Annotated in this window: 21 protein-coding genes; 13 read left to right on the forward strand and 8 right to left on the reverse strand. The window is 62.5% G+C overall.

The features are described from left to right. Positions 1–16: 16 nt before the first annotated feature. On the reverse strand, positions 17–2674 hold the full coding sequence (locus tag AAYO93_RS00220) for a CBM35 domain-containing protein (RefSeq protein ID WP_345763019.1): 2658 nt from the start codon (positions 2672–2674) through the stop codon (positions 17–19). A gap of 316 nt (positions 2675–2990) precedes the next feature. Between AAYO93_RS00220 and AAYO93_RS00225 the strand changes: the two genes are divergently transcribed. From AAYO93_RS00225 to AAYO93_RS00245, 5 genes are all read left to right on the forward strand, one after another. Then, positions 2991–5084 (forward strand): alpha-galactosidase, encoded by a 2094-nt coding sequence (locus AAYO93_RS00225; protein ID WP_345763020.1) that lies wholly within the window; start codon positions 2991–2993, stop codon positions 5082–5084. A 76-nt stretch (positions 5085–5160) separates the two neighbouring features. Further along, entirely contained in the window at positions 5161–6483 is a 1323-nt protein-coding gene (locus AAYO93_RS00230; protein WP_345763021.1) for an ABC transporter substrate-binding protein, read from the forward strand. A 62-nt stretch (positions 6484–6545) separates the two neighbouring features. After that, the gene (locus AAYO93_RS00235) at positions 6546–7487 is read left to right on the forward strand and encodes a carbohydrate ABC transporter permease (protein WP_345763022.1); all 942 of its coding nucleotides are present in this window, start codon (positions 6546–6548) and stop codon (positions 7485–7487) included. Beyond that, on the forward strand, positions 7484–8362 hold the full coding sequence (locus AAYO93_RS00240) for a carbohydrate ABC transporter permease (protein ID WP_345763023.1): 879 nt from the start codon (positions 7484–7486) through the stop codon (positions 8360–8362). The genes AAYO93_RS00235 and AAYO93_RS00240 overlap by 4 nt, the downstream gene beginning before the upstream one ends. A 31-nt stretch (positions 8363–8393) precedes the next feature. Then, a complete protein-coding gene (locus tag AAYO93_RS00245; RefSeq protein WP_345763024.1) occupies positions 8394–9410 on the forward strand; it encodes a LacI family DNA-binding transcriptional regulator in 1017 nt (338 codons plus the stop codon). A 78-nt stretch (positions 9411–9488) separates the two neighbouring features. Here the strand turns inward: AAYO93_RS00245 and AAYO93_RS00250 are convergent, their stop codons facing one another. After that, a complete protein-coding gene (locus tag AAYO93_RS00250; protein WP_345763025.1) occupies positions 9489–10505 on the reverse strand; it encodes a LacI family DNA-binding transcriptional regulator in 1017 nt (338 codons plus the stop codon). Positions 10506–10677: 172 nt separating this feature from the next. Between AAYO93_RS00250 and AAYO93_RS00255 the strand changes: the two genes are divergently transcribed. From AAYO93_RS00255 to AAYO93_RS00270, 4 genes are read left to right on the forward strand one after another with little or no spacing between them, the layout of a single operon-like run. Then, positions 10678–12087, forward strand: coding sequence for an ABC transporter substrate-binding protein (locus AAYO93_RS00255; RefSeq protein ID WP_345763026.1), 1410 nt, complete (start codon positions 10678–10680; stop codon positions 12085–12087). 44 nt (positions 12088–12131) lie between these two features. Continuing rightward, the gene (locus AAYO93_RS00260; RefSeq protein WP_345763027.1) at positions 12132–13061 is read left to right on the forward strand and encodes a carbohydrate ABC transporter permease; all 930 of its coding nucleotides are present in this window, start codon (positions 12132–12134) and stop codon (positions 13059–13061) included. A 1-nt stretch (position 13062) separates the two neighbouring features. Further along, positions 13063–13953: a carbohydrate ABC transporter permease gene (locus tag AAYO93_RS00265; RefSeq protein ID WP_345763028.1), complete on the forward strand. Its 891-nt coding sequence runs from the start codon at positions 13063–13065 to the stop codon at positions 13951–13953. Continuing rightward, the gene (locus AAYO93_RS00270; protein ID WP_345763029.1) at positions 13950–16007 is read left to right on the forward strand and encodes a glycoside hydrolase family 2 protein; all 2058 of its coding nucleotides are present in this window, start codon (positions 13950–13952) and stop codon (positions 16005–16007) included. Before AAYO93_RS00265 ends, AAYO93_RS00270 begins: the two co-directional genes overlap by 4 nt. A 350-nt stretch (positions 16008–16357) precedes the next feature. On the opposite strand, the gene AAYO93_RS00275 is transcribed toward AAYO93_RS00270, so the two are convergent. Then, entirely contained in the window at positions 16358–16699 is a 342-nt protein-coding gene (locus AAYO93_RS00275) for an antibiotic biosynthesis monooxygenase family protein (protein WP_345763030.1), read from the reverse strand. Positions 16700–16876: 177 nt separating this feature from the next. Here AAYO93_RS00275 and AAYO93_RS00280 point away from each other — a divergent pair, with 177 nt between their 5' ends. From AAYO93_RS00280 to AAYO93_RS00290, 3 genes are all read left to right on the forward strand, one after another. Further along, positions 16877–18199: an aminotransferase class I/II-fold pyridoxal phosphate-dependent enzyme gene (locus AAYO93_RS00280; protein ID WP_345763031.1), complete on the forward strand. Its 1323-nt coding sequence runs from the start codon at positions 16877–16879 to the stop codon at positions 18197–18199. 41 nt (positions 18200–18240) lie between these two features. Next, positions 18241–19134 (forward strand): dihydrodipicolinate synthase family protein, encoded by an 894-nt coding sequence (locus AAYO93_RS00285; RefSeq protein ID WP_345763032.1) that lies wholly within the window; start codon positions 18241–18243, stop codon positions 19132–19134. Positions 19135–19422: 288 nt separating this feature from the next. Then, positions 19423–19566, forward strand: a complete 144-nt coding sequence (locus AAYO93_RS00290; protein WP_345763033.1) for a hypothetical protein — start codon at positions 19423–19425, stop codon at positions 19564–19566. A 646-nt stretch (positions 19567–20212) separates the two neighbouring features. Here AAYO93_RS00290 and AAYO93_RS00295 read toward each other — a convergent pair. The 5 genes from AAYO93_RS00295 to AAYO93_RS00315 all read right to left on the reverse strand — a co-directional run bounded on the left by AAYO93_RS00295 (position 20213) and on the right by AAYO93_RS00315 (position 25365). Next, positions 20213–21235 carry an aldo/keto reductase gene (locus AAYO93_RS00295; RefSeq protein WP_345763034.1) on the reverse strand — a complete coding sequence of 341 codons (1023 nt, stop codon included), beginning with the start codon at positions 21233–21235 and terminating at the stop codon, positions 20213–20215. A gap of 27 nt (positions 21236–21262) precedes the next feature. Continuing rightward, the gene (locus tag AAYO93_RS00300; RefSeq protein WP_345763035.1) at positions 21263–22258 is read right to left on the reverse strand and encodes an SDR family oxidoreductase; all 996 of its coding nucleotides are present in this window, start codon (positions 22256–22258) and stop codon (positions 21263–21265) included. Then, positions 22259–23143, reverse strand: coding sequence for a carbohydrate ABC transporter permease (locus tag AAYO93_RS00305; RefSeq protein ID WP_345763036.1), 885 nt, complete (start codon positions 23141–23143; stop codon positions 22259–22261). Further along, on the reverse strand, positions 23140–24042 hold the full coding sequence (locus AAYO93_RS00310) for a carbohydrate ABC transporter permease (RefSeq protein ID WP_434056698.1): 903 nt from the start codon (positions 24040–24042) through the stop codon (positions 23140–23142). Before AAYO93_RS00310 ends, AAYO93_RS00305 begins: the two co-directional genes overlap by 4 nt. 69 nt (positions 24043–24111) lie before the next feature. After that, complete coding sequence (locus AAYO93_RS00315) at positions 24112–25365, reverse strand: ABC transporter substrate-binding protein (protein WP_345763037.1); 1254 nt, start codon at positions 25363–25365, stop codon at positions 24112–24114. Between the two features lie 351 nt (positions 25366–25716). On the opposite strand from AAYO93_RS00315, the gene AAYO93_RS00320 reads away from it, so the two are divergent. Next, complete coding sequence (locus AAYO93_RS00320; RefSeq protein ID WP_345763038.1) at positions 25717–26670, forward strand: LacI family DNA-binding transcriptional regulator; 954 nt, start codon at positions 25717–25719, stop codon at positions 26668–26670. The last annotated feature ends 13 nt before the right edge of the window (positions 26671–26683 follow it).

A 26683-nucleotide genomic window follows, 5' to 3' on the forward strand; every position in this document is an offset into this window, starting at 1 on the left:
GAGACCCCTTGATTCACTAGTTCTGGCCGAGACCGATCTGGGACTCGACCGTCACGGGCGCTCCGGCAACAAACTTCGCGAGCGTGACCGTGTTGATGTTCGGGGCGTACGCGGTGGCGTTGCCCAGGACGAGCGTTCCCGTGTCCGTGGACAAGTTCAGCGGGATGGTCTTGTCCCAGTAGCTATTCCACGAGTAGTTGTGTCGGAATGCTGCCCGTATGGTCGCGCCACCGGTTTCCGCGATGTCCAGGAATCGGCTGATCACCTGTGGGTTGTAGTTGATCGCGGCGGACTTGTCGGCGTTCGCCGCGGATACGACCAGCTGGTAGTCCCCTGCGTCGAAGCCTGCAGGGCGCGGGATGCTCAGCGTGTTGTTTGCACCGTTTCCGATGTAGCCCACGTCATGCACCACGCCGCTCGAGTCTGGTGTGCCGTTGGAGTTCGCGGGGTCAGTTTGAACAATGGCAGCGCCGGACCTGGCGAGGTCCTTCGCTTGGCTGTGGAACACGAGTCTCGGGTCGGTGTCAGCGGACTTCTCCTCCGCGCCGCGCACGGTTGAGATGTCTCCGACGAGCGCGGTGCCGATGGTCGCGTGGATGACGATCTCGTTGACTCCCTGCGGAAGGTACAACCGCACGGTCGACTTCCACGTGCCCGGTCCGGTCGTCGCTGGAAGCGCGACCTCCTCGCCGTTCACATTCAGGTCGACGCCCGCCCCTGTGCCGGTCGTGGCCAGATTGGTAGTGACGTCGTAGTAGCCGGTTTCCGCGGTCGTTGCGAAGAACGTCGCGGAGCCGTTGCCGGATACGGACGCGTAGCCCCGAGCGGCCGGGCTACTCCAGGCGAGAGTGGCACCTCCGGCGAGCCGCGCGTCGGCCGCCGGATATGTCGCCTGCTCGCCCGCCGTCACGTCGTGAAGGTCAAAGCGGTCGAGGGTGATGTCGGCTCCGGGGAGCACGGTCTTTCCATCCTTGCTTGCGCGAAGGGACAGTGTGTGGCTACCCGCTGTCAGGTGGATGGTTGCGTCTGTAGTCCCGCGGTACGTCCATCCCAGGTCAGCCGAGTAGCTCACCAGCTGGCTGAACGCCCCGTCGAGGAAGAGGGCGTGCTTGCCGGGGGATTGGTTGGCTCCGGCAAGGATGGTCAGACGGTAGTCACCGGTCTGGGGCGCGTTCACCGTCCACGTCGCGGCGGAGTCGGCCTTGTTGAACGAGCCGACGTCTTCGCCGTTCGATGCCATGAACGACCACTCGCGCGACGGGTCCTGCTGGTAGACGGTGGCGTCCGTGAGGGAGGCGTTCTCGGCCTCGGTCGTGTTCACGAGATCGGTGGCAACGGGCTGTGCGTTCGTGAGTGCTGGCGTGATCTCCACCTGATAGGCGGAGTAGCGGCTGTCTTTCGGCACGGTCACCTGGAGGGTGCCATTGGTGACATGGGCGTCCGTGGACAGGACGATAGGCGGTTGCAGGGAGGCGCCTTCCGCACCGTTGACCCGGTCGGCTCGCACCTGTACATGCACGTGGGTCCCGAACACGGAGGGGTTGATACCGTTCACGTCGACTGAGACATCGTTGCTGCCGCCACCGAGAAGAACAGTCGCCTTCTTCTGCGCAGGGTCGATCGCGGCGAGGCCTTGCAAAGAATCGGGCACGTTGAGTTGGGGAGGAGTCACAGCTGCCGTGGTCGATCCGGCGAGGTCGCCATACCACTTGAACATCCACCAGCCACCATTGGCGCCGTTGTTCCGCGAGGAGTTGTCGGAGATGTTGCCGGCGTAGTTCCAGTAGGCGGTCTGCGCATCGACTTTGCTGTCCTCGAACATCGAGATCCACTGGATCAGCTGGCCGGGGACGCCCATGTCACGCAGCATCCCGAACTCGGTGATGTCGACGGGCATCAGGGGCAGACCGAGGGTCTTGAGGATCTGCTTGTAGTCGGCGTAGTGCCCACGGAACGTTGCGAGGTTGTTGGTGCCGAGCTCGTGCCAGATGAACACATCCGGCAGTTCGTTGTCTGATTTCGCATAAGTGAGGAAGTCTGTGCTGCGATCGGTGTGCCAGGTGGAGTCGCCGGGGCCACCGACGCGGGCGTGGCCGAGTCCATGCTCCGTGTATACCTGCTGGATCGTGTCGTACGCCGCCGACCAGTCGGCGAGGAACTGGTCCTTTTGCGTCGACCAGCTCGGGTACCAGTTGCCACCATCGGGCTCGTTGAAGGGAATGAACACGTACTTCTGCGGATCCTGCGACTTCGTCGCGATCTGTTCGACCGTGTTCCTGAGGATCGGGAGGTAGTCCCACACGCCGTCGTTGTTGGCGTCGCCGGGCCGTTTGCCGCTGTTGTATGGCCAGTCCGGGTACATGTCCTGGACGTAGACATAGAGATCCTGGCCGCCGCCGGCAAAGAAGGACTTTTCGACACTGAGAGCATCGCCGTTCGGATGCTGGGCGCCCTGGGGCGGTTTCTGTGAGGTATTCGTGATGTGAGCGCCGTCCAGCACCGCCTGCGACGGCACACCGTCGTCGCCGAGTCCGTAGAGCGTTCCCGTCGATCCGCCACGGAAAGCGCCGGTGGTGTGCGACAGGTCAACCTGCAGGTGGTCGACGTTGGCGGCCGCGGCCGGGCCGGCGAGACCGCCCACTGCCAGGACGATCGCCGTTGCAGCCCCGGCCATCGAGGCGACGCGACGAGTCGCGGCTCTGTTTCGGTTCGAATTCAAGCGAATACTCCTTTGTACGAGATGAAACGTAATGCGTGAAAGCGTTACCATGATAACGGTTTCGTGGTTGGGGGCAAGAAAGAGTTTGGCTGCACCAGTCATGCTCGATGAGGTGCCGTTTTTCCCCGTAAATGCTGGTAAGTAGCCACCGGTGGCAGCCGATTTCTCGAAATTTGATACCGTTTTCAAACTGGGTTTGCAATCAAGCGTGAAATCGCTATCATTTACTTTGCCGGCTACGGCACCTATGGTCCGCAAAGAAGAGGAAACGATGAACGATCGCCTGTACTGGGGCAACGGCACGACGGCGATCGAAGTCGAGTGGTCGGAGACCACAGCTCCTCGCATCGCTGCCGTGCACAGCAGCTCGCTCCATTTGCAGATGCCCGCCGGGCTGCCACTCATCGACGTCCTCACCGTCAGCCACGGCCATGTGCTGGCCAATGACAGGCTCATCCACACGTCTATCGGTCACGAGTCCCGCTACCTCCGGCACGACGAGACCCATGAGAGTGGCGAACGGACGCTCACGATCGTGGTTTGCCACGAGCTGACCAGAATTGAATCGGCGATCACGCTGACCCTTCGCGACGAGAGCTCAGTGCTGCGTTCGAGCGTCGCTGTCACGAATGCCGGCACGGAGAGCGTTGTCCTTCGCGCAGTGCCGTCGTTCGCCACCTACCTCGGCGGCGACCGGGTCAGCGATATTCGCGACTGGACGGTGCATCACGCCCTCAGTGACTGGCTGGGGGAGAACCGGTGGGTCACCGAACCCCTCAACGGTGTGCGTTTTCCCCGACTCGAGCAGCACCTGACCAATCACAACCCGCGTGGGGAGTTCTCGGTTGTCTCAACGGGAACCTGGTCGACCGGCAAGCACCTGCCCGTCGCGGCGGTCTCATCCCCACGACTGCATGCGACCTGGGCATGGCAGATCGAGCACAACGGGCCATGGCGGTGGGAAATCGGCGAGGACACAGCCAGCGGCTATGTCGCGCTGTCTGGCCCATCGGACACAGATCATCAGTGGACCAAGGTGCTTGAGCCCGGCGCGACCTTCGAAACCGTCCCCGTCGCGATCGCGCTCGGCGTTGAGCTGACTGAGGTGATCGGCTCGCTGACGAGTTACCGCAGGTCCAGTCGGCGAATCCATCCAGACAATTCCGCGATGCCGGTCGTCTTCAACGACTACATGAACACTCTCGATGGAGATCCCACAACCGAGAAGCTCCTGCCTCTCATCGACGCCGCGGGTGCTGCCGGGGCCGACATCTTCTGTATCGATGCCGGCTGGTACGACAACAGCGGCGATTGGTGGGACAGCGTCGGCGAGTGGCAGGCTTCGACCGTCCGCTTTCCGAACGGCTTCTCCGAAGTGATCGATCGAATCACATCGACTGGGATGATTCCCGGGCTCTGGCTCGAACCCGAAGTCGTCGGCATCAAGAGCCCCATCGCATCCACGTTGCCGACCGAGGCATTCCTTCAGCGCAGCGGTAAACGTGTGGTCGAGCACGATAGGTACCACCTCGACCTGCGGCATCCCGCGGCGCGGGACCATCTCGACCAGACGATTGATCGCCTGGTCCGCGACTATGGCATCGGGTTCTTCAAACTCGACTACAACATCAACCCCGGCCCGGGCACCGACGTAGCGGCCGACAGTGTCGGAGACGGTCTGCTCGACCACAATCGTGCACATTTGGCGTGGCTCGAGGGGGTTCTCGATCGGCATCCGACGCTGGTGCTGGAGAACTGCGCCAGCGGTGGGATGCGTGCCGACTATGCGATCCTCTCCCTCCTCCAGCTGCAGTCGACCTCGGATCAGCAGGACTTTCTGAAGTATCCGCCGATCGCGGTTTCAGCCCCGATGTCGATCCTTCCTGAGCAGGCGGCCAGCTGGGCCTATCCGCAACCGGAGATGACTCTCGAAGAGGTCGCCTTCTGTCTCACCACGGGGCTGCTCGGGCGCTTCTATGTTTCGGGTTACCTCAACCGCATGTCACCTGCGCAGCGCGATCTGGTCGCGGATTCGATCGCTGTTGCGAAGAGTCAGGCCGCGCTGATCGCGTCGGCTCGTCCGTTCTGGCCTCTCGGTCTGCCCCACTGGGATGCAGCCTGGACAAGTCTGGGGATGGCCTCGCCTGAAGGCGACGTGTTCGCCGTGTGGAACCGCGACGCCAGCGTCGCGCACTCCATGCTGTCCTTTCCCGAATGGCGCGGCAGGTCACTGCGCCTTCGCACCGTCTTTCCGCACTCCCTTCCCGAATGGAACAGCAACTGGGACTCGGAAACAGGGACGCTCCTCCTCGCGAACCCCACCGGGGAAATCGGGGCACGAGTGTTCCGCATCGAGGTCGGCTGAACATCCGACCGTCAACATCCTGCAATGCAAACCAAGTAGCGTCGACGACGCTACAAAAAAGAAGGAGAGCAGTTCAATGAAGAAGGCTTGGAAAGGCGTCGCGACCTTCGCGGCTGTCGCAACAGCCGCAGCGCTCGCGCTGACCGGATGCAGCGACCCCGGCTCTGGCGGCGATGCCAGCGGAGCGACCTCATGGCCCGCGCAGAACACGAAGCTCGATGGTGTCACCCTGACCATCTGGGCGGCGCAGAACTCGAACAAGACCGCGGACAGCGTGATCTCCGGATTCGAGAAGCTGACGGGAGCGAAGGTCAACGTCGTCACCATTCCCGACCCCTACGAGCAGGGGGTGCAGACCAAGGTCGCTACCGGTGACAAGCCGGACCTCGCGTTCTGGCAGCCGACGGCATCCGAACTCACTGCCCTGAATGCGAAGACCAACCTCCAGTCGCTCGACGGCGCTCCGTGGGTGAAGAACTACACCGGCAACCTCGGCGACATCACGGGCCTCCTCGACAAGACCCGCTACGCAGCGCTCGTGACCACGCCCGCCGTCATCGGCGTCTATTACAACAAGGATGTCTTCGCAGCCAACGGGATCACGGCGACTCCCACGAACTGGAACGATTTCATCACCCTCGCACAGCAACTCAAAGCGAAAGGCGTCGACCCGTTCTACGAAATGGGCGGCGACAAGTGGGCGACCCAGTGGTGGGTCCAGGCGCAACTGGCTGACGCTGCGAAGGCCGGCCTGTGGGACAAGGTCAACGCGAACCAGGAGAAGTTCACCGACCCGACCATCCAGGGCGCGATCAACACGTACCAGAAGCTGATCCAGGAGGGTCTCTTCAACTCCAACATCAAGACCGCGACATTCGTCGACCAGGGCAACGCCCTCCTCAACGGCAAGACCGCGATGGTGATGCAGGTGAACTCCTTCTTCGGCGAGCTTCAGGCGACGTCGAACACGGCTGATCTCGACAAGAAGATCGGGTTCTTCCCGATCTCGCCGACGGGCAACGTGGGGACCTTCATCCCGGACCAGTCGAACGCGCTCGTCGCCTTCAAGACCGGTGACAGCAAGAAGGAAGCGGCAGCCCGCCAGTTCCTGTCGTACTGGCTGGGCGACGGTTACAAGGACTTCGTGAAGGCCCAGTCCACCGTGTCGCTGATCAAGGGTGTCGACACCCCCTCCGACGTGCCCCAGGCGCTGAAGGATGTCGCGGCCTCGATCGACAATTCCGTCGGGTCGATGCAGGCGCTCGCTGTCGCGAACCCCGACCTGTACCTCAACCTCGCGGACATGATCCAGGGCACGAAGACGACCGTTCAGGTCGCCCAGACCACCCAGGACCAGTTCGCCCAGCTCGCCAAGGCACAAGGCGTCACGGGCTTCTAGCCCAACGTGGTGGGCGGCGACCGCACCGTCGCCGCCCACCGCAGCGGAGAAAGGCAATACCGATGACAACGCAACTCGTGCGGCCTGTCACCCCGACGGCGGGTCAGCGCAAGGAGCCGAGCCGATTCCGCCAGCAGCGCCGGCGGCAGGACCATCCGGCCTGGTTCCTCGTTCCTGCGCTGGTGATCCTCGTGGTGTTCTTCTTCGTGCCGACGATCTTCAACTTCATCTACGCCTTCACCAACTGGTCCAGCTTCCACAGCTCCATCGGCTTCGTCGGCTTCGACAACTTCTTCTCGATTTTCACCAACGGGGCGCTCCTGGCCGATCTTCGGATCACTCTGATCTACGCGATCCTCGTCGCGTTCTTCCAGAACCTTTTCGGACTGACCCTCGCGCTCATCCTCGAACGTGACACAGCCGTCAACCGCTTCGCCCGGGTCGCGTTCTTCGTACCGGTCGTGATGAGCGCGCTGGCGGTCGGCTACATCTTCCAGGCCCTTCTGAAGCCCGAAGGCGGCCTCAACCAGATCCTGAGCTTCTTCACCGGCCAGCACGTCACGGTCGCCTGGCTCGGCAGTACCACCTGGACCATCCTCGTCGTGGCCATCATCCACTCCTGGAAGTGGATGGGACTCTCGATGCTGATCTACCTCGCCGGGTTGAAGACCATCAACGAGGACATCCTCGAAGCCGCCCGCCTCGACGGCTCCGGGTGGTGGATGACGTTCCGCACGATCCGGTTCCCGCTGCTGGCACCCGCGGTCACCTTCAACGTCGCCACCGCGCTTCTGGGATCGATGAACGGCTTCGACATCGTTCAGGCGACGACCGCCGGGGGACCCGGCGGCACGACCGAGCTGCTGAACATCTTCATCTTCCGCACCTTCGGCCAGGGCCTGTTCGCCCAGGCGACCACCATGAGCCTCGCGCTCTTCCTGATGGTGACGATCCTCGCCTTCCCCGTCATCCGTTTCCTGCGCAAGAGAGAAGAAGTCCTGTGACCGCCGTCAGCACCACGCGCGCAAGCCAGACCCCAACCCCGAGTCGGCGCAAGAATCTCAAGCCGACCCGATTCATCCAACCGGTCGTCGCCATCCTGCTCGTCGTCTTCCTGCTCGGAGTACCCTTCTGGCTCGTCGTCGTCACCGCCGGCAAAGACCAGGCGGAGGCACTCAACCCCAGCCTCAACCTCCCGACGCAGTGGCATCTCTTTCAGAACTTCGCGACTGTTCTCGACCAGGGCCGGATGATCGCCGCGTTCTTCGGAAGCCTTCTGATCATGGTTCCCTCGGTCGCCGGCGTGCTCCTGCTGGGCTCGATGGCCGCCTGGATCCTCGGCCGTCGAAAGCGCCGGGCGATCGCGTTCGTGTACGCCCTCGCGATCAGTGGAATCGTCCTTCCTCCTGCGGTCGTGACAATCGTTCTGCTGCTGCGCCAGATCGGGCTCGCCGGAACCGCGGTCGGAATGATCGGCGTCTACATGGGCATGTACCTCTCGACGGTCATCTTCTTTGTCACCGGATTCGTTAGAACGATCCCGGTCGAGCTCGAAGAAGCGGCGCGAGTGGATGGTGCGGGGCCCGTGAGAGTCTTCTTCCGCATCATCCTGCCGCTGCTCGGCCCGACCATCTCGACTGCGACGATCCTGATCTGCCTCTATATCTGGAACGACGTCTTCTATGCCCTGTTCGTGATCGGCGGTCGTCTGGACACACTTCCATTGAACCTCTACCAGGTCGCGAGTTCCGGACTCTACCTGCAGAACTGGCACCTGGTCTTCGCCTACATCATCCTGATGAGCCTGCCGTTACTGATCACGTTCGCAGTCATGCAGCGCAAAATCATCTCCGGTATCACCAGCGGCGCGGTCAAGTGATAGCGAACAGCCCGTCGCTATGCTGAGGACGATGTCGAAGACTGCGCCGAAAGCCCCAACTATCGCGGATGTCGCGCGCGATGCCGGCGTCTCCGTGCCGACGGTTTCCCGAGTGCTCACCGGCGCCGCGAACGTCTCCGACGAGAAAAAGCGCCGGGTGCTCCGCGCCATCGAATACCTCAACTACCGTCCGTCAGCGGCGGCGCGGGCGTTGGTCGTGGGGCGGCCCAAGCTCATTGCCGTCGTCGCGGGGAACACCTCCCAGTACGGCTACGCCGAAACCATTCGCGGCGTCGAGGAAAGCGCTCGCGGTGCCGGTTTCAGCGTGACGATCACCGTCGTAGAGTCCGCAGACGATGCGGCGGTCGATCGCGCCGTCGAGCTGGTCCTCGCCCAGCCGATCGCCGGAATCATCGTGCTCAAATTCGACCCGCCTGGAGTGGCCACACTGCACCGGCTTCCCAAGGACATGCCTGCGGTTGCGATTTCGGGAATACGCGAGGCGGGTGTGCCCCAGGCGGTTCTGAACGAGGCGGCAGCCGCTAAGGAGCTCGTCGAATATCTCCTCGACCTCGGCCACCAGACCGTTCACCATGTGCGCGTTCCGCCGTCACGCAGGGAAGACGGACGCACGACCGGATGGCGCCGAGCGCTCACCGAGCGCGGAATCGCCGCACCCGCGATCTTCGACGCGAGCTGGGATCCTCGATCAGGCCGTGAGATCGGCCGAGAGATCGCACTTCGCGACGACGTCACCGCGATCTTCTGCGGAAACGACGAGATCGCCATGGGCGTTATGCGAGGCCTCCGCGACGGCGGCAGAAGCGTGCCGGAAGACGTGAGCGTGGTCGGTTTCGACGATCATCCTCTCGCGGCGATGTGGTCGCCTGCGCTCACAACGGTGAAGCAGGACTTCGCCGGACTCGGATCGCGTGCCTACGCGATGCTCAGCGGCTTGTTCTCGGGCGACAAGGTCCGCAGGTTCTCCTCGGAGATGCCGACGCTGGTCATCAGGGAGAGTGCAGCGCCACCCGCCCGCAATCGGTAAATCCAATGGGTACATGCGATCGTTTCGCCGATGCCTTGAGCGTCACAGCCATCTCGAGTTGGATGTGCCCGACCGGGCCTAGCTTGGCGCTGACGTGCTTTCCCGCACGATGAGCGAGTGGGGCGCGACGACCTCTTCGGCCTGTGTGTCAGGGTCGTCGATCCGCGCCACGATCCGGGCGACCGCCTGCTGGGCAATGAATGGCGTGTCCAGGGACACGGTCGAGAGGGTGGGACGGGAGTACCGGCCCTCGTCGATATCGTCGATGCCGATGATCGCCACATCGTCCGGGACCCGGAGGCCGGCGTCGAAGACCGCCCTGAGCGCACCCATGGCCAGGAGGTCGGAGTAGCAGAAGATGGCGTCGGGTCGGTCGGGCAGGGCCAGCAGTTCAGAGGCCGCTTCATAGCCGTCCGCCCGGCTGTAGTGGGTGGCGGGGCGCATCATCCGCCGGTCCAATCCCAGTCCGGCTTCGGTGAGGGCTGCTGCGTATCCCTCTGTTCGCTGGTGTGGTGTCTCGTAAGATTCGAAGGGCTGCTCGCCGATCGCAGCGATGCGCACGCGGCCGATCTCGATGAGGTGCCGGGTGGCGTCCTGCGCTGCGCGGAAGTTGTCGATCGCTACGTGATCGAACCGGCCGTCGAAGCTGTGCTCGCCGAGCAGCACCAGAGGGATGCTCGAGTGCGGCGCCATCTCCGACAGTTCGGCCTTCGTGACCAAAGGGCTGAACAGAATGCCGTCGAACAGCATCGTGCGATCGCCGCCCGTGAGCAGTTCACGTTCGCGGGCATGGTCGTGGCCGGTCTGGTCGATCATCACCCGGTAGCCGAGTTCTCCGGCGGCGTTGATGACGTCACGTGCTAGTTCGCTGAAGTATGGGGCGTCGATCTCCGGGACCACCAGCGCGAGCACGCCCGTGCGTCCCGTGCGAAGTGTGCGGGCGACGAGGTTGGGGCGGTAATCTAGCTCGTCGACCGCCTGCTGGACGCGGCGGCGCATCTTCTCGCTCACGTGCTCGTAGCCACTGATCACATTCGACACGGTGCGGATCGACACGTTTGCGCGGTCCGCGACGTCCTTCAGTGTTGCGGGCACGTCCGCTCCCATCGGTTCTGAACTTTCTCCCAGCATAGTGTTTGCAACGTGTGCAAATGCGATATAGAATTTGCACACGTTGGCAAATAGGGTAGCGTCGCTGTCAGCAAGCGTGAGGTGCTACCTGAATCCGGTTACCCCGACCGGTTTGCCCGCTCACAAAGGAGTGTTCATGGAAACCCCGTACGCCCCCCGAGGCGACCGGAACAAGCGGAACCGCGCTCGTTCACGTCGTCGCCTTACCGCAGTAGCCGCGGGCATCACGGCCGCTGCAGTCGCCGTCGTGCTCACGGGCTGCGGCCCGCAGATCGAGTCTGGCTCGCCGACCCCCGCAGGCAAGGATGTCCTGCAGGCGCCGACCGCTGCATCCCCCAAAGGCACGATCACCATCTGGGACCGCTCCGGCGACCTCTTCAACGTCTTCGACGCGACGATCAAGAAGTTCAACGAGAAATATCCCAACATCAAAGTCAACCACCAGGCCGTCGACATCGACGCGAAGCTCCAGAACACGCTGACGACAGGCACCGACGTGCCCGACGGTGTATTCCTCGACGATTCCCTCGTAGCCGGCTATTCGCAAAGCCTGTGGAACCTCTCGGATGTCCTCAAGCCCTTCCTCGGCAAGATCGCCAAGCAGAAAGTGGCCGTCAACTCCATCAAGGGCGGCATCTACGGCGTGCCGTTCGACCTCGACCCCGGGCTGCTCTTCTACAACGCGACGGTTCTCCAGAAAGACGGAATCGATCCAGCGACGATCAAGACCTACGACGATCTGCTCGCTGCCGCACGCAAGGTCAAGCAAGCAGACCCGACCTCTGGTCCGATACACCTCGAGAATTCCGCCTTCCTCGCACAGCTCTGGCTCGAGATGTTCGCAAGCCAGCAGGGAACGAGCATGACGGACGCCTCGGGAAAGCTGCGCCTCGACTCGCCCGCCTACAAGCAGATCCTCACCTGGCTCGACACCGTCCAGAAGGAGAAGCTCGGAATGCGGGCCGACTACCTCGGCCCGACCGACATCAACACTCTCGACAGTGGCAAGCAGGTCTTCGTTCCGTGGGCGATGTGGTTCGACTTCGCTCCGCAGCAGCTGCTGAAGAAGACAAGCGGTGACTGGCGCGCCATGCCGCTTCCCGCCTGGTCCGACGGCGGAGCGCGCTCCGGCGCAATGGGCGGGTCGTCATTCGTCATTCCGAAAGACGCCAAGAACCCGGGACTCGCGTGGTTGTTCTACAAGTTCCTGATGTACGACAAGCAGGGATACTCAGCCGTGTACGGGCCGAACTCGGTCTACCCGAAGGGGCTCAACACCTCGATCCCGAGCTACCAGCCTGCGGCCAACCCGGCGAAACCGCTGTTCGGAACGGTTGACGCACTGGGCGGACAGAACCTGTGGAAGACCGCGGTCGGCGCCGGCAACCAGATTCCGGGCGGAACTCCCACGCCCAAATGGTGGGCGAGCGCCGTGAACTACCTCGGGAACAACCTCGAGAAGATGTTCGACGGCACGATGACACCCGACCAGGTGATCCAGCAATCCACCCAGCAGATCCAAACCAATCTGATCGACCGCCAGTAAGTCCGTCGCCGTATCGCACCACGACCGAAAGAGACCGATCCACCATGACCGTCACGACAACCACGCCGGTGTCGCGGACGGCTCCGCACGCGTCGCAGCGGGGGCCACGCTGGTCCCTGGTGCGACGCAAGGCGGCGCCCTATGTCTTCATTCTGCCGTTCCTGGCGATCTTCGCTGCCTTCACGATCTACCCGCTCGTCTTCACGTTCCGGCTGAGTTTCACGAGCTGGCACGGCGAAGGGGCTGCGCGCTGGATCGGCTGGGACAACTACACGTACCTGTTGTCGAACCCGGACTTCTGGGCGTCGCTGGCAACGTCCGGGATACTGTGGCTCCTCATCGTTCCCGTCCAGGTCGGCGTCGGGCTCATTGCAGCCGTGCTGCTCAACAGCGCGAAGTTGAAAGCTCGCGGGTTCTACCGCACGGCCTTCATTGTCCCCTTCGTGACGCCCCTTGTTGCGATCGCACAGGTATGGATCGTCGTCTTCGACCAGAACTACGGAGCCGTCAACAGCTTCCTCCACCTGTTCGGACTGCCCGATATCGGGTGGCTCACCACGACCACCTGGTCGAAACCCACCCTCGCCTTACTCTTCCTGTGGAAGACGACGGGTTTCGCGATCATCATCCTGCTGTCCGGCCTGCAGTCGATCGACACGTCGCTGTACGAGGCGGCGAGCCTCGATGGAGCCTCGCGCATCCGGCAGCTCTGGAGCATCACGGTACCGCTCATCCGCCGGACGATCATGTTCCTCGTCGTGTTGCAGACGCTGGCGGTGTTCCAGATGTTCGCGGAACCGTACGTGGTGACGAAAGGCGGCCCATACGGATCAACGACGACGGCTGGACTGTACCTTTACAACCACATCTCGGTCGCCGACCTCGGAACCGGGGCCGCGAACTCGTTCCTCCTCGTCGTGATCCTCATGACGTTGTCTCTCTTCTTCGTTCGACTCCTGAGGGCGCGCGACTGACATGTCCTCTCTCACTGCATCCCAGACACGCCTTGACCGACGCCCACGCCGGAGCAGGCCCGCGATCGCCTCGCACCTGTTTCTCCTGCTGCTGATGGCGGCGTTCCTCGCGCCCGTCGTCTGGACCCTCGTCTCAGCCTTCAAGCCGGCGAACGACATCATCTCCAACCCGCTGGGCTTCAATCCCTCGGCATTCACCTTCGAGAACTACCGCCAGATGTTCGCCGACGTCCCCATCGGCTCCGGCTTCCTGAACACCGCCGTGGTCCTGGTCTTCAAGGGAACGATCACCCTCTTGTTCGCACCCCTCGCCGGGTACGCCTTCGCGAAATACGACTTCCGTTTCAAGAGCCTCCTGTTCGGAACAGTGATGGTGACGCTCACCCTCCCGATCATCGTCCTGATCATCCCGATGCTGCTCGAGATGAAGGAACTGGGCTGGATCAACACGTACCAGGCGCTGATCCTCCCAGGCTCGATCGACGCGTTCGCCATCTTCTGGATGCGTCAGGTGATCTCGTCGGTACCGGACGAGCTGCTCGACGCAGCGCGCGTCGACGGATGCGGGGAGTTCGGAATATATTGGCGCGTCGTCCTGCCGGTCATCCGACCCGGGATCGCCGGCCTCGCCGTCCTCACCGTCATGAACGTCTACAACGACTTCGTGTGGCCGGTCGTCGCCACGACCGCGACGAACAGGCAGACCCTGCAGGTCGTCCTTTCCACGCTCGCGCAGAACATCACCGGGAACAAGATCGGGGCGGACTACGCCCACGTGACCGGGGAACTCCTGGCGGCGAGCTCTATTGCGCTCGTGCCTCTCCTCATCATCTTCATCGTGCTCCAAAAACACTTCATCAGTGGGCTCCTCGCGGGGAGCGTCAAAGGATGAGCACCGCAATCGACCTGAAAGGCACACCCCTCATGGCTTCACCGCTCCCGAAACCGGAGTATCCGCGTCCCGACTTCGACCGTTCGTCACGCTGGCTCTCGCTCAACGGGTCTTGGGAATTCGAAGCCGGCGACCGGCGCACCACGATCTCGGTGCCGTTCGCTTGGGAGACCGAGGCGTCAGGAGTCGCACTGACATGGCTCGAAAACGCACGCTACAGTCGCGAGATCACGATCCCGGCCGAATGGGATGGCTCCCGGGTCTTCCTCTGCTTCGGCGCCGTGCACCACCGCGCGACCGTTGCGATCGATGGGATCGTCGTGGGCATCCACGAGGGCGGCTATACGTCGTTCGAGTTCGACCTGAGCACTCACCTGACCGCAGGCTCCACCGGAATCCTCACGGTCGACGTGGAAGCGCCGTCGGACAAGCGCTGCATTCCCCACGGAAAACAGCGGTCGTTCCCTCGCGACGACTACGACGGCGTCTCGTTCACGCCCAGCTCGGGAATCTGGCAGAGCGTCTGGCTCGAACCGCGCGGCCGGACCTACGCTTCGTCCGTCGTGGTGCGCGGGGACTCACTCGACGGGTTCGAGGTCACGGTGCGCGTCGACGGAGACGCACCCGACGGTGCGGAAGTCACGGTCGCTGTCGTCTCCGGTCATGAGCACATGCAACTCGTGGCCGACAGCCACGGAAACGCCCGTGGCTTCCTCCGGATCGCACATCCGCAGCTCTGGTCACCCGACGATCCGTACCTCTATTTGCTTCGCGTCGACGTCGCCGGGCAGGACTCCGTGACCGTGACCTCCGGGCTCCGGAGTTTCGAGACCCGTGGCGAAGAGCTGTACCTCAATGGCGAGCGCTTCTACATGCGAGGCGTGCTCGACCAGGGCTACTGGCCGGCCACCGGCATCACCGCACCGGATGACACCGCCCTGGTCACCGACATCCGGTTGGCCCACGAAGCCGGGTTCAACCTCATCCGGAAGCACCTCAAGTTCGAAGAACCGCGTTGGCTCCACTGGGCGGACCGGATGGGAATGCTGGTGTGGGCGGAGCCCGCAAGCACCAGCCGGTTCAGCCCTGAAGCCGCCCGCAATTTCGAGGCGCAGATCGATGACATGGTGTGTCGCGACGGCAACCATCCGTCCATCGTCATCTGGGGCCTGTACAACGAAGAGTGGGGCCTCGACTGGGATATCCCCGGAGACGCGGCCCGCACTGCTGCGGTCGTGAGCGCATACGAGCGACTCGCCTGCCTGGATTCTTCGCGGCCGATCGTGGACAACTCGGGTTGGGCGCACGTGAAGACGGATCTGGCCGACTGGCACTACTACGACGAGCATCCGGCGTCCTGGGCGAAGAACGTCGCCGGAATCGCATCAGGCGAACGCGAGAGCTTCCCTGTCCCGCTCGGGCCCGGCTTCGTCGTCGACAAGAGCATCTACGCTGACGATTCCGTGCCCCGGTCTGGCATTCCCCTCGTCAACAGCGAATACGGCGGCGGTTTCACCAGCATCGAGCGGGCGTGGCACGTGCGATGGCAGACCCAGGAACTGCGTCGCCACGACAGGATCGCGGGCTACGTGTACACGGAACTGGCCGACGTCGAACACGAATCGGCCGGACTCTTCACGGCAAGCCGCGAGCGAAAAGACCTCGGCGGGATGAACGCGGCCGATCACAACGCGGACACCGTGATCGTCCTCGACCTCGTCCCTGTACAAGCCGGGACGGACATCGAACCGCCGCAGACGACGACGGAATTCGTCGTGCGCGTGTCCCATCACGGGAGAGAAACACTCAGTGGCCGGATCTTCGGCGCCTGGACACTCGCGGGGCAGCCCGTCGAATGCGTCACCGATCCGCAGACGTGCAGCGATGTGTTCGCTGTCGAACCTTTCGTGGTCAGCGAGCCGACGACGATCATGGTGCCGCCGCCACCGTCCGACCGTCATCGTCGTCTCGCACTGTGGTTCTCGGGGCCGGATGATGATGTGCGGGCACGAACGTTCGTGGATGCGGGGCCGCTCGAGGTCACTGCCCGCTGACGGACTGGCAGCTGACGGGACTGGCGGCACGCTGTTCTGCGTCGACTCGCAAGAGCTACACACCCGGGGCTGCTTCGGTGGCGTTGCTCCGTTTTCGTCTCGGGTTGTCTCACGGGCGCCCTCCGAGGCGAATGGGAAGATGCTCGCGTTGGCTCCGACGTCGGCACACCAGCCATCGGCGCCACGACGATCGGTGCATCCGAGAGGTTCAGGTTCTCCATCAATCCGACATCGCCAGAACGGGCACCCCTGAGCGACCTCTAATACGGCCTCCATCCACCGAGTCTCGATCGCGTAAATGGTCTCTCCCGGTGCGCACCCGTTGCACTTCCAAGTGCTGGCGTGGGTGGTCAGTGACTGGGTGCCGAGTCGCTGGCTGGAACGTGCTCCAGCCCTAAGCCGGCGTCCCCATACGTGCTTTTCACTTCAGCGATGACTACCCGGTGCGGCCCGATCCACCGCTCGTGCTGCCGCTTGGCTTCACGGTGAGTGTCCATTCCGATCAGCTGGTGCAGCGATTCGAGGCTCTCCCAGTAGTAGACCTCTGAATAGAGACCGTTCTCGTCGTTGCTCCACGCCTCCTCGCCGAGGAATCCGGGGATTGTCCGAGCGCGCTCAGCGATTTCGCTATTGAGGCGATGAAACTCGTCGTCGTAGGGTTTCGCCTGGAAGCTGAACGTTGAGGTGTACACACCGACTCCTTCTGTGTTGGCCCGATGCTAGCAACAATGCCCTATGACATAAAGGTTTGATTGGCATTGTCGGCTGCCGACGATACTCCGACGCGAGGGCGTGCTTTTATCCGGAGCACCCTCGCCACAAAGCTGCCCCTGCTTGGTATGTCCTAGGACATATGGCATTCTGGGGCGATGGCTGTGTTCGAAGGGATCACGGGATCCGCTGCATCGGAGATCGCGGAATCGATCCGCGCTCAGGTGGATCGGGGCGATTTGGGTCCGGGCGTTGCGCTCCCGTCGATCCGTGATCTCGCCGAGCACTTGGCGGTGAACCGTAACACGGTTGCGGCCGCGTATGCACAGCTTGCGGGAGCTGGACTGGTCGAGTCGCGACGGCGCGGTGGAACGGTCGTGCTCGGCGTGCCCTTGTTGGAGGCGGAGGGGGTGTCCTCTGACGCCGCCACGACCAACCTGGCAAGCGGGAATCCTGACAGGCTTCTCCTTCCCAGCCTCGGCCGGTTTCTCGGGGGCGGATATGTTCCTCCCCTCTACGGTTCGTCTCCGGTCTCGGAGAATCTGGGTGCGTGGGTCGAACGGCACATGGTTCCGGACGTCGAAGGGGAGTGCGATCTGGTCGTCACGCATGGAGCTGTCGACGCGGTGGAACGACTTCTGGGCGCCTATCTGACCAGGGGGGACCTCGTTGCGGTGGAGGACCCCTGCTTTCTCTCGAGTATCGGAACGCTGCGTCTCAACGGCTTCCGGACTGCCGCCGTCCTCGTCGATGCCGAAGGGATGGTTCCGGGCGCACTGGAAGCGGCATTGCGTGCCGGGGCGCGCGCCGTCATCTGTACCCCGCGTGCACAGAATCCCACCGGCGCCAGCATCACGGCTGGACGATCACATAGCCTCTCCGCGATCCTCGAAGCATTTCCCGATGTTCTCGTGATCGAAGACGACCACTTCTCCGCGATCTCCGATGCCCCATACCGCCGCATCACCCCCGCGTCGTCAAGGCGTTGGGCGCTCGTCCGTTCCGTATCGAAGTTCCTCGGCCCCGACCTGCGGGTCGCCCTGGTGCTGTCCGATCCGGAGACATCACGTCGGCTCGGAGCGCGTTTGAGCTCCGCCACGACGTGGGTCAGCCACATTCTGCAGAACGCCGTCGCGACGATGCTCGCTGACCAGGGGACCATTCAGCTGCTCGGTAAGGCCAGAGCTACGTACTCGAGACGAAGCAGCCGGCTTATCTCCGAGCTGCGCCGCCACGGTATCGAGGTGGCAGGCCCGGCCGACGGGCTCAACGTGTGGATTCCCCTCGGGGGCCGCGAGCCCCGTGTCGTCGATGCGTTGCGTGCGCGCGGCTGGGCGGTACGCGCCGGGTCCGCTTTCTCCGTATCCGACCATCCCATCCGGGCAATCCGAGTGACGACGGCCGGGATGACAGAGGACGAGGCTGCGAGGTTTGCCAACGACCTCACGGGGGTTCTTGGAACGGCGGCAGGCAATTCGTGATGCTCGCCGCTGCGGAAACGAACGGCTTCAGGAGGATGACCATGTTCCACGGCCTCAGCGCCTTTCCGATCACACCGCTGCGCGACGACCGAATCGATGACGCCGCGTTCCGCTCCCTGATCCAGCGCCTCGCAGCATCCGGGGTCGACTCGATCACCGCACTCGGCTCGACGGGCTGCTACGCGTACCTGAGCCGCGAGGAACGGGGAACTGCCATCGCCGCCAGCGTCGCAGAAGCAGGAGACACTCCAGTGTTTGCGGGTATCGGCGGCCTACGGACCAGTCAGGTGCAGCAGCTTGCAGACGACGCGCAGCACGCTGGAGCCGCGGCGGTCCTTCTCGCACCTATGACTTACCAAACCCTCACCAACGACGACGTTTACACCCTCTACGAAGATGTCACGAAGGGACTGTCCGTCCCCCTCATCGTGTATGACAACCCCGGAACAACCCACTTCACCTTCACGGACGAGCTCTACGCCGCAGTGGCGACACTGCCGAACGTCTCCTCGATCAAAATCCCCGGCGTTTCGCTCGGGGCAGACGAGCTCCGGGCGCGCATTGCGGATCTGCGGAGGATCCTTCCTCCGCACGTCACAATTGGCGTTTCCGGGGACGCGTATGGGGCTGCCGGTCTGAACGCAGGCTGCGAGGCCTGGTACTCGGTCATCGCCGGCACCCTCCCTCAGCACCCCCTGGCGATCACGAGGGCTTCTCAGCGCGGCGACGGAGATGAGGCGATCGCGCTCGCTGCACAATGGCAGCCCCTCTGGGTGTTGTTCGCGAAACACGGCAGCCTGCGCGTCACTGCGGCGATCGCCGAAATACTCGAATACGTTCGGCGCCCGTCGCTACCGAGACCCATCCTGGGCCTCAGCGAGGCCGACCGTAATGTGGTCGCCGATGTGCTCCGAACGATCAGCGTGACCTTGTGATCGCGCCTTGAAGCGTCCCGCATAAATCGACCGCTTCCTCATATTGAGGGACCCACTTGGCAATAGGTATTGATCTTAATCGTGGTGCTTGTCGCAGCATCTTCCAGGGCGGTTTCATTCCGTTCTTTGCTCGACTGTTCCGGGCGCCGATGCACCTTGTCGACCCGGAACCGTCGGCTCTCGGACTGCGTTTCAACGAAAACCCTTGGGGCTCCATCGCCACACAGTTGGGCCGGGCTCGCAGGCTGACGGATCCACAATCGAAGATCTCAACCTTGGCGACGACGGATGGGTCAGCATAATGACCGCGAGGGCCGGCTCCTCCAAGTCCGCGGCAGCACCCGACTTCAAGCCAGCGACGTCGTTCTCACCCTCACCGAGCCCGACGCGCAGCTCGACCGCATCTTCGACGCAGGCGCCGACCCTGACTAGAGGACGCTGCCGAGCCGAACTCAATTGTGACAACGTTCTGACAACACTTCTACTAAACCGGAGAGCACTGACATGAGTCGCGGTGAGCCAACGAGCCGCGGAATCACGCAGAATCGTGAAGTCGATGTGGCTGTCGCCCGGGAGGGAATAGAGTTCGAATCCCACGCCCTCCGCTTCAGAATGAGCGCTCGTATCCCAGTGAATTACTGGGGTCTTGGGTCGAAGGCTGGAACGCGAACCGACAATTTGACAACTCACTGACAATAATCGCGCCGTCAGAGTCGAGTCACACACCCCGTTGAAGGCGTACGCGGTCGCCTGCTTCACCCCTTGGGAAGCCTGCCCGCGTTTTCATCTGATCCTTGCTCCCATCATGTGCCACTTCTGGCTTCCGTTTCGTTGTCTTACATTGCCGCCATCGCCGTTACCACCGCATCCGGCGCCGGCGATTTTCGGGACATCGCAGTTACACCCGCGACGCCTCGAGTCCCAGCCGCCTAATACGAGCGGATCCTTTCGAAGCGGCCGGGTCGCGCCAACATCGGCTCACTATGGGGTGCGGCGAAATCCATCACCGCCGAGCGAAGCGAGTCCTGACGGTACCGTGCAGAGGATGCCCAGATGGCTTCTCCCAATCCCCGATCAATTAGGCGATGCTGCGGGTCCGTTGCTCAATGCCTGGCGCACCGTAGGGGTAGTCCGATGGTGCCGGGTCGCTTGCCGCGTCAAGCGATTCGATTTCGTCCGGGTCAAGGTCCAGATCGAATGATTCGATGTTGTGGACAAGCTGGTCCGCGGTGCGAGCGCCCAAAATGATCGAGGCGATTCCGGGCCTGGACGCGAGCCACGCAAGCGCGACGTTCGCCATCGAAACATTTCGCGATTCCGCAATGCGTCTGAGCGCGGCTAGTACGTCCCACGTGCGCGCGAGGTCCTTTCGTCGGCCCCAAGCTTCCATTCCGTCAGCGTCTGGATTTTCGCCGAGCCTCGTATCTCCGTGAGGTGCCAGGTCACGCGTGTACTTGCCAGTGAGCCAGCCGCCACCGAGTGGTGACCACGGCAGCAGGCCGAGACCAGCGTGTCGGGAGGCAGGCAGGATCTCCCACTCGACTTCGCGGACGAGCAAGTTGTATTGGGGTTGCATGGAGACGAGTGGGAAACGACCTTTCGCCTGTGCGGCTGCTGTGGCGATCTGCCAACCAGTGAAGTTCGACAATCCGACGTAGGAGATCTTCCCTGCTCGAACCGCGTCATCAAGGAAGTCGATGCTTTCGTCGATCGGTGTGAGTGGGTCCCAGGCGTGCAGTTGGTACAGGTCGATGTGATCGACCTCTAGCCGGCGTAGCGAACTTTCGAGAGCGCGTCTCAGATGACGCCGTGAGAGGCCCGCATCGCGAGGGTCGACTCCCACGGGAAACCGCGCTTTGCTTGCTAGAAAGACCCGTGATCGCGTTATCGGCTCGAGTGAGCTGAGCCACTCGCCGATGATGCACTCGGAAGCCCCGGAGTTGTAAATGTCTGCGGTCTCGACGAAGTTCCCGCCATGATCGAGGTAGCTCGCAAGCTGTCGTTTGGCTTCATCACCATCGGTGCTGGAGCCAAATGTCATTGTGCCAAGTGCCGCCTGCGAGATGACCGCGCCTGAGCGGCCCAACGTTGTGTATTTCATTCTCAGCTTTCGTTTCCTGGTGTCGCTTTACAGTGTCCGCGGGCGGTACGCGTCGACGAGAACGTCCATCGTTGCGTCCAATTGCCGGTTGACGATGCGACGGCCGGCATCGGCGTCGTGCCATGCAACGATTCCTCGCGCTCCGTCGGTGAACGACATCTGCGGCGCGAACTCCGGCACGAGTTTCTTCACCTTCGTGTTGTCGAACACCATCGAATGGGACTTGTCGCCGAGCAACGCTGCGCCCCACTCGGAGTCGGCTTTCGCGATTGCATCGGAGGCGATGTGGACGAAGTCGGGTTCGACGCCGGCGGCGGCGGCCATCGCGTCGTAGATGTGATTCCACGTCATCGGATCCTCGGATGTGATGTGGAAGGCCTGGCCAATCGCACGCTGGTTTCCGAACAGGCCAACGAGCCCGACCGCAAAATCGCTGCTGTGCGTCATTGTCCAGAGTGATGTTCCGTCTCCGGGTATCACGACCGGCCTGCCCTGTCTCATTCGTTCGATCACCGTCCAACCGCCATCGAAGGGGACCATCGTCTCGTCGTATGTGTGCGACGGTCGGACAATAGTGACGGGCAGGCCCGTCTCGAAGTATTCGTCGAACAGTCGGTTTTCGCAGGCGATCTTCTGTCGCGAATACTTCCAGAACGGATTGCTCAGTGGCGTGAGTTCTGTGATCGGAAGTGAGGCTGGCGGGGTTTGATATGCGGACGCGGAGCTGATGAAGATGTACTGGTCGGTGATGTCCCAGAACAGTTCACTGTCCCGGGCGATATCCGCCGGGGTGAACGCAACCCAGTCGACGACGACGTCGAAGCGAAGCGTGCGGAGTGCAGTTCGGACGTGTTCGGGGTTGTTCACGTCAGCGAGTAGAACGTGCGCACCTGCGGGAGACGTTCGAGCAGAGTTCCCGCGGGTGAGAAGGTACAGTTCCATTCCCCGTTCGATTGCCAATTCCGCGCAGGCGGAACTGATGATGCCGGTGCCACCGACGAAGAGGACCTTGAGTGGGGACACTTACTTGACGCCTCCGGCGGTGAGGCCGCTGACGATGCGGCGTTGGAATATGAGAACGAGTATGAGGAGCGGGACGGTCACGACGACGCCGGCGGCCATTTGAGTGCCGAACGGTTGGCTGTATTGGGAGATACCCGTGAATTGGGCGATGGCGACGGTCACCGGCTGCGAGTCAGGAGTCTGCGACATCGAGTTCGCGATCATGAACTCGTTCCAGGCCGATATGAAGATCAAGATCGCGGTGGTGAACACCCCTGGAACGGCGAGCGGCAGGATGACCCGTCGAAAAGCCTGTATCGGGGTGCAACCGTCGATTCGGGCTGCTTCCTCGAGTTCCCAAGGCATCGCACGGAAGAAGCTGGTCAAGATGTAGATGCCAAGTGGCAAAGAGAAACTGATGTCAGGGATGATCATCGCCTGGTAGGTATCGATCCAACCCAGGTTGGCAAAGAGCTGGAACAAGGGGGTGAGGATGGATGCTCCTGGGAACATCGCTGTCGCCAGGAAGACCGCGAGCACTACCGCCTTTCCTCGAAACTTCAGCCGCGCCAGCGCATACGAGGCGAAGATCCCGAGTATCAGGGCGAGGATCGTGACCGAGCCGGCGATGATCAGGCTGTTCCGAAGTGCGAGCGTGAAGCTGTTTTGGTCGCCGAATACGGCTTCGTAGTTCTGAAGTGTCGGATGGATCGGTATCAGACGGTTGTCGAGGATGTCTTGAGGCCCCTTGAGGCTTGAGACGAGCATCCAGTAGAACGGCAGAACGCAGAACAGCACGAGGAGGACGATCGCCGAATAGAACCAGGCTCGTTGGGCCGCCCGGGGACTATTTGGGCGGGGCGTGCGTTGGCTGGCGGTGGGCTTGATCGCGGTGAGGGTCGTCATGGTTTTTCCTGTCCGCTGACGGCGTTGGCGCCCAGCAGGCGAACGAACAGGTACGCCGTCACGAAGATGAGAATGAAGGTCAGCGTCGAGAGCGCTCCGCCATAGCCTGGTTTCAACTCGCTGAGGGTCGCTCGCACAACCAGGATCGAGAGGGTGGTGGTGCCATTGGCGCCGTGCGTGAGGATCTGCGGGAGATCGTACATTCGCAGCGCATCGAGCATCCTGAACAAGATCGCGACGAGCAGCGCCGGTTTCACCAGTGGCAGCGTGATGAGCCGGAATCGTTGCCAAGCATTCGCGCCGTCGATTCGGGACGCTTCGTAGACCTCCTCGGGAATGATCTGAAGGCCGGCGAGGATCAGGAGGGCGATGAACGGCGCCGTCTTCCACGTGTCGGCCACGATGATCGCGAACCGGCTGGACCATTCAGCGCCTGTCCACACCACGCTCGATCCCGTGACAGCGTTGATGATTCCGGCTGGATCGAAGGCCCATTTCCATAACACAGCCGTGACCGCTGTGGGAATCGCCCACGGGATCAACACCGAAGCGCGGATCAGCCCACGACCGCGGAAGGCCTTGTTCATGACCAGTGCCATCGCGAACCCGATCGCCGTCTCGAGAATGACCGTCACGACCGTGAAGAAGTAGGTCGTTCCGGTTGCGTCCCAGAACTCTGCGCTGTTCTGTCCCCAGAGAGCACTGACATAGTTCGCCAAGCCGACAAACGGTGGTGCGGTTGCGATCGTGTCGCCGAACAGGGATCGGATGATCGCGGCGATGACCGGATACCCGATGATGATCGTGAGCACGAGCATGGCTGGCAATACCAGCCAGAAGGCGAGCCGGCCTTCTTTCGAGTTCTTGACGCGTGGTGCCCGCTCGGGCGTCGTCGTCAGGACGGTTCGTCTTTCATCGACTTCGATGGACACGGCTCGCCTTTCGTGGTTGGAGGTTGCGAGATCGTTCTACTGGATGGCCTGTTTGAGATCTGCCGCCATCTTCGTGATCGCCTGGTCGACCGTGACCTTGCCCTGCAATGCGGCGTACGCGTTCTGCTGGATCGCCAGCGTCACCGCGTTGTAGTTAGCCGTCTTCGGGCGGGGGTTGGCCCCCAGGAGCGAGTCCTTCAATTCGGGGAGGTACGGCGACACTTTCACGAGCGCGGGGTCGCTGTACAGGCTCTGCAATACCGACGCCTGGTTCATGACCGAAACGAGGATCTTCTGGCTCGATGGCGATTGCATCCAGGCGACGAAATCCTTGGCGGTCTTCTGGTGCTTCGAGTACGCGGACACGCCCAGATCGATTCCGCCCAGTGAGGAAACGCCAGGGCCGGCCTTACCGGGAAGGGTCGTCATCTGGAACTTTCCGGCGATCTTCGATGTCTTGTCGCTGGCAGCCGTGTAGACGTATGGCCAGTTGGTCAGGAACAAGGAGTTTCCGCTCAGGAAGGCATCGGCGCTCTGCTGTTCCTGGTACGTGATCGCCGCCGGCTTCACGTCACCCTTCTTGAACAGATCCACGAGATGCTGGAGTCCCGCACGCGCCTCGGGCGAGTCGACGGTGACCGTCTTTCCGTCAGGGCTGAGGAACGAGCCGCCGGCCGAGTTGATCGCCTGCGCGACGTTCACCGTCAGGCCCTCGTACTGGGCGAATTGTCCGCCCGCGTAGCAGGTCATGTTGTGCGCGGTGGCGATCGCGCAATCCGCTTGCATCTCATCCCATGTCTTGGGCGCTTCGGGGATCAGATCCGAACGGAAGTAGAGCAGCTGCGCGTTCGTCATGAACGGTGCGCCGTACATCTTTCCGTTGTACGTGGCGGTATTGACCGCGGCCGGGAGCACGTCGCTGCCGCCTACCTTCGACTTGTCCAACTCCGCAAGCCAACCGTGTGCGGCGAACTCCGAGGTCCAGACGACGTCGTCCCACATCACATCGTATTTGTCGCTCTTGGCTTGAAGATCCTGGATGAATGAGTTTCGCTGGTCGTCAGGGGAGGCCGAAAGTTCGATGAACGTGACCTTCTGATCAGGGTGAAGCTTGTTCCACTGGGCAAGCAGCTGTGGCATGGCGCCGGTCAGGTCTTTGCCTGACGCGAATGTGATCGGGCCGACACCGCTGTTGCTGGTGGCGCTACCGGACGCGCAACCGGCCAACGCCCCGGCGACCAGCGACGCCGCAGCCAACGTGAACGCGACGGCCTTAACTTGCTTATGCACGATGTCTCTCCTATGAGTTGCTGTGCTCGACTCGATGTTCCGTCGGAAACAAATCGGTCGAAGTGCGCCGAATGACTCACTGCCAATCAGGATGCATGGGCCGGGAACCGATGTCAAGTAATCGGTTACTTTGCAATCTCGAATGTAACGAAATCGAAAGCTATGGCAGCGCACTCGCTGGAAGATTCCAGCTAATGCAGAGTACGAACCCAGCACGTAATCGGTTACAGTAGCGATGCGGGCAGATCACGGCGCCAGCGCGTGATGGAGAGCATTCCCGCGAGAGACGAGGACCGGGTGGGAGTTACTGTCAAAGATCTTGCGCGTGTCGCGGGTGTCTCGACTGCTACGGTGTCGCGCGCACTTCGCGGCTTCGACTCGGTCGATCCCGTGATCCGTCAACACGTCCTCGACGTAGCGAGCCGTCTGGACTACGTCGCCTCGCCCGCCGCCGCGGCATTGTCGACCGGCAAGGCCGGAAGCATCGGAATCATCACCCCGTTCGTCGATCGACTGGCTTTTCTGCGAATGCTCAAGGGGATCGAGAGCGAAATGCGGGCGGCGAACATGGATCTGCTTCTGCACTGCACCGGAGACCCGAGTGACCCTCACCCGGTGCCCCCGCACAAGCGGCTCGCCCGACGAGTGGACGGGTTTCTGGTGCTGTCGGTCTCGGCCGAAAGCCCTGACCTCGAGGGGATTCTGAAGCTCGGGATGCCCGTCACGATATTCGGTTCGACCGGGCCGCGTGCGTCGAACATCAACATCGACGATCGGGCTGGAGCCGCCAGCGCGATGGACCACCTCCTCGAGCGGGGCCATCAGCGGATCGGAGTCATTTACGGTCGCGAACTCGACAACCCGATCGTTCTCGAACATCAGAGGTATCTCGGCTGCCTCGACGCGATGAAGCGTGCGGGACTCCCTCTGAACGATCGTCTCCAGGTGCCCGGTGACTACACGATTGCGGGCGGTGAGCGGGCGATGACGCAGCTTCTCGACTCGGATGAACCACCCACCGCCGTGTTCGCGTTCTCTGACGAGATGGCGTTCGGGGCGATCCAGGCAATGAAGAACCGCGGCGTCAGACCCGGGCGCGACATCGCGATAATCGGATACGACGGGCATGAGATCTCGGCCGTGCTCGACTTGAGCACGATCAGTGTTCCGTTCGAGCTGATCGGAGCTACGGCGGCGCACGACCTTCTGCGGGAACTCGGAGCGCCGACGGAGCGGCGGACCGCGAAGGTCTTCCCGACTCAACTGATCGCGCGCGCCACGACTTCGCAGGCATCCGTCGGTTAGCGCGACTCGGCGC

It is taken from the genome of Diaminobutyricibacter sp. McL0608 (genome assembly GCF_039613825.1).
Taxonomy (GTDB): Bacteria; Actinomycetota; Actinomycetes; order Actinomycetales; family Microbacteriaceae; genus Diaminobutyricibacter.

Bases quoted from the DNA above. Each gene is read 5' to 3' on its own strand.
- AAYO93_RS00220 (WP_345763019.1), bottom strand. From the start codon at position 2,674: ATGGCCGGGGCTGCAACGGCGATCGTCCTGGCAGTGGGCGGTCTCGCC.
- AAYO93_RS00225 (WP_345763020.1), top strand. From the start codon at position 2,991: ATGAACGATCGCCTGTACTGGGGCAACGGCACGACGGCGATCGAAGTC.
- AAYO93_RS00230 (WP_345763021.1), top strand. From the start codon at position 5,161: ATGAAGAAGGCTTGGAAAGGCGTCGCGACCTTCGCGGCTGTCGCAACA.
- AAYO93_RS00235 (WP_345763022.1), top strand. From the start codon at position 6,546: ATGACAACGCAACTCGTGCGGCCTGTCACCCCGACGGCGGGTCAGCGC.
- AAYO93_RS00245 (WP_345763024.1), top strand. From the start codon at position 8,394: ATGTCGAAGACTGCGCCGAAAGCCCCAACTATCGCGGATGTCGCGCGC.
- AAYO93_RS00255 (WP_345763026.1), top strand. From the start codon at position 10,678: ATGGAAACCCCGTACGCCCCCCGAGGCGACCGGAACAAGCGGAACCGC.
- AAYO93_RS00260 (WP_345763027.1), top strand. From the start codon at position 12,132: ATGACCGTCACGACAACCACGCCGGTGTCGCGGACGGCTCCGCACGCG.
- AAYO93_RS00265 (WP_345763028.1), top strand. From the start codon at position 13,063: ATGTCCTCTCTCACTGCATCCCAGACACGCCTTGACCGACGCCCACGC.
- AAYO93_RS00270 (WP_345763029.1), top strand. From the start codon at position 13,950: ATGAGCACCGCAATCGACCTGAAAGGCACACCCCTCATGGCTTCACCG.
- AAYO93_RS00280 (WP_345763031.1), top strand. From the start codon at position 16,877: ATGGCTGTGTTCGAAGGGATCACGGGATCCGCTGCATCGGAGATCGCG.
- AAYO93_RS00285 (WP_345763032.1), top strand. From the start codon at position 18,241: ATGTTCCACGGCCTCAGCGCCTTTCCGATCACACCGCTGCGCGACGAC.
- AAYO93_RS00290 (WP_345763033.1), top strand. From the start codon at position 19,423: ATGGGTCAGCATAATGACCGCGAGGGCCGGCTCCTCCAAGTCCGCGGC.
- AAYO93_RS00295 (WP_345763034.1), bottom strand. From the start codon at position 21,235: ATGAAATACACAACGTTGGGCCGCTCAGGCGCGGTCATCTCGCAGGCG.
- AAYO93_RS00305 (WP_345763036.1), bottom strand. From the start codon at position 23,143: ATGACGACCCTCACCGCGATCAAGCCCACCGCCAGCCAACGCACGCCC.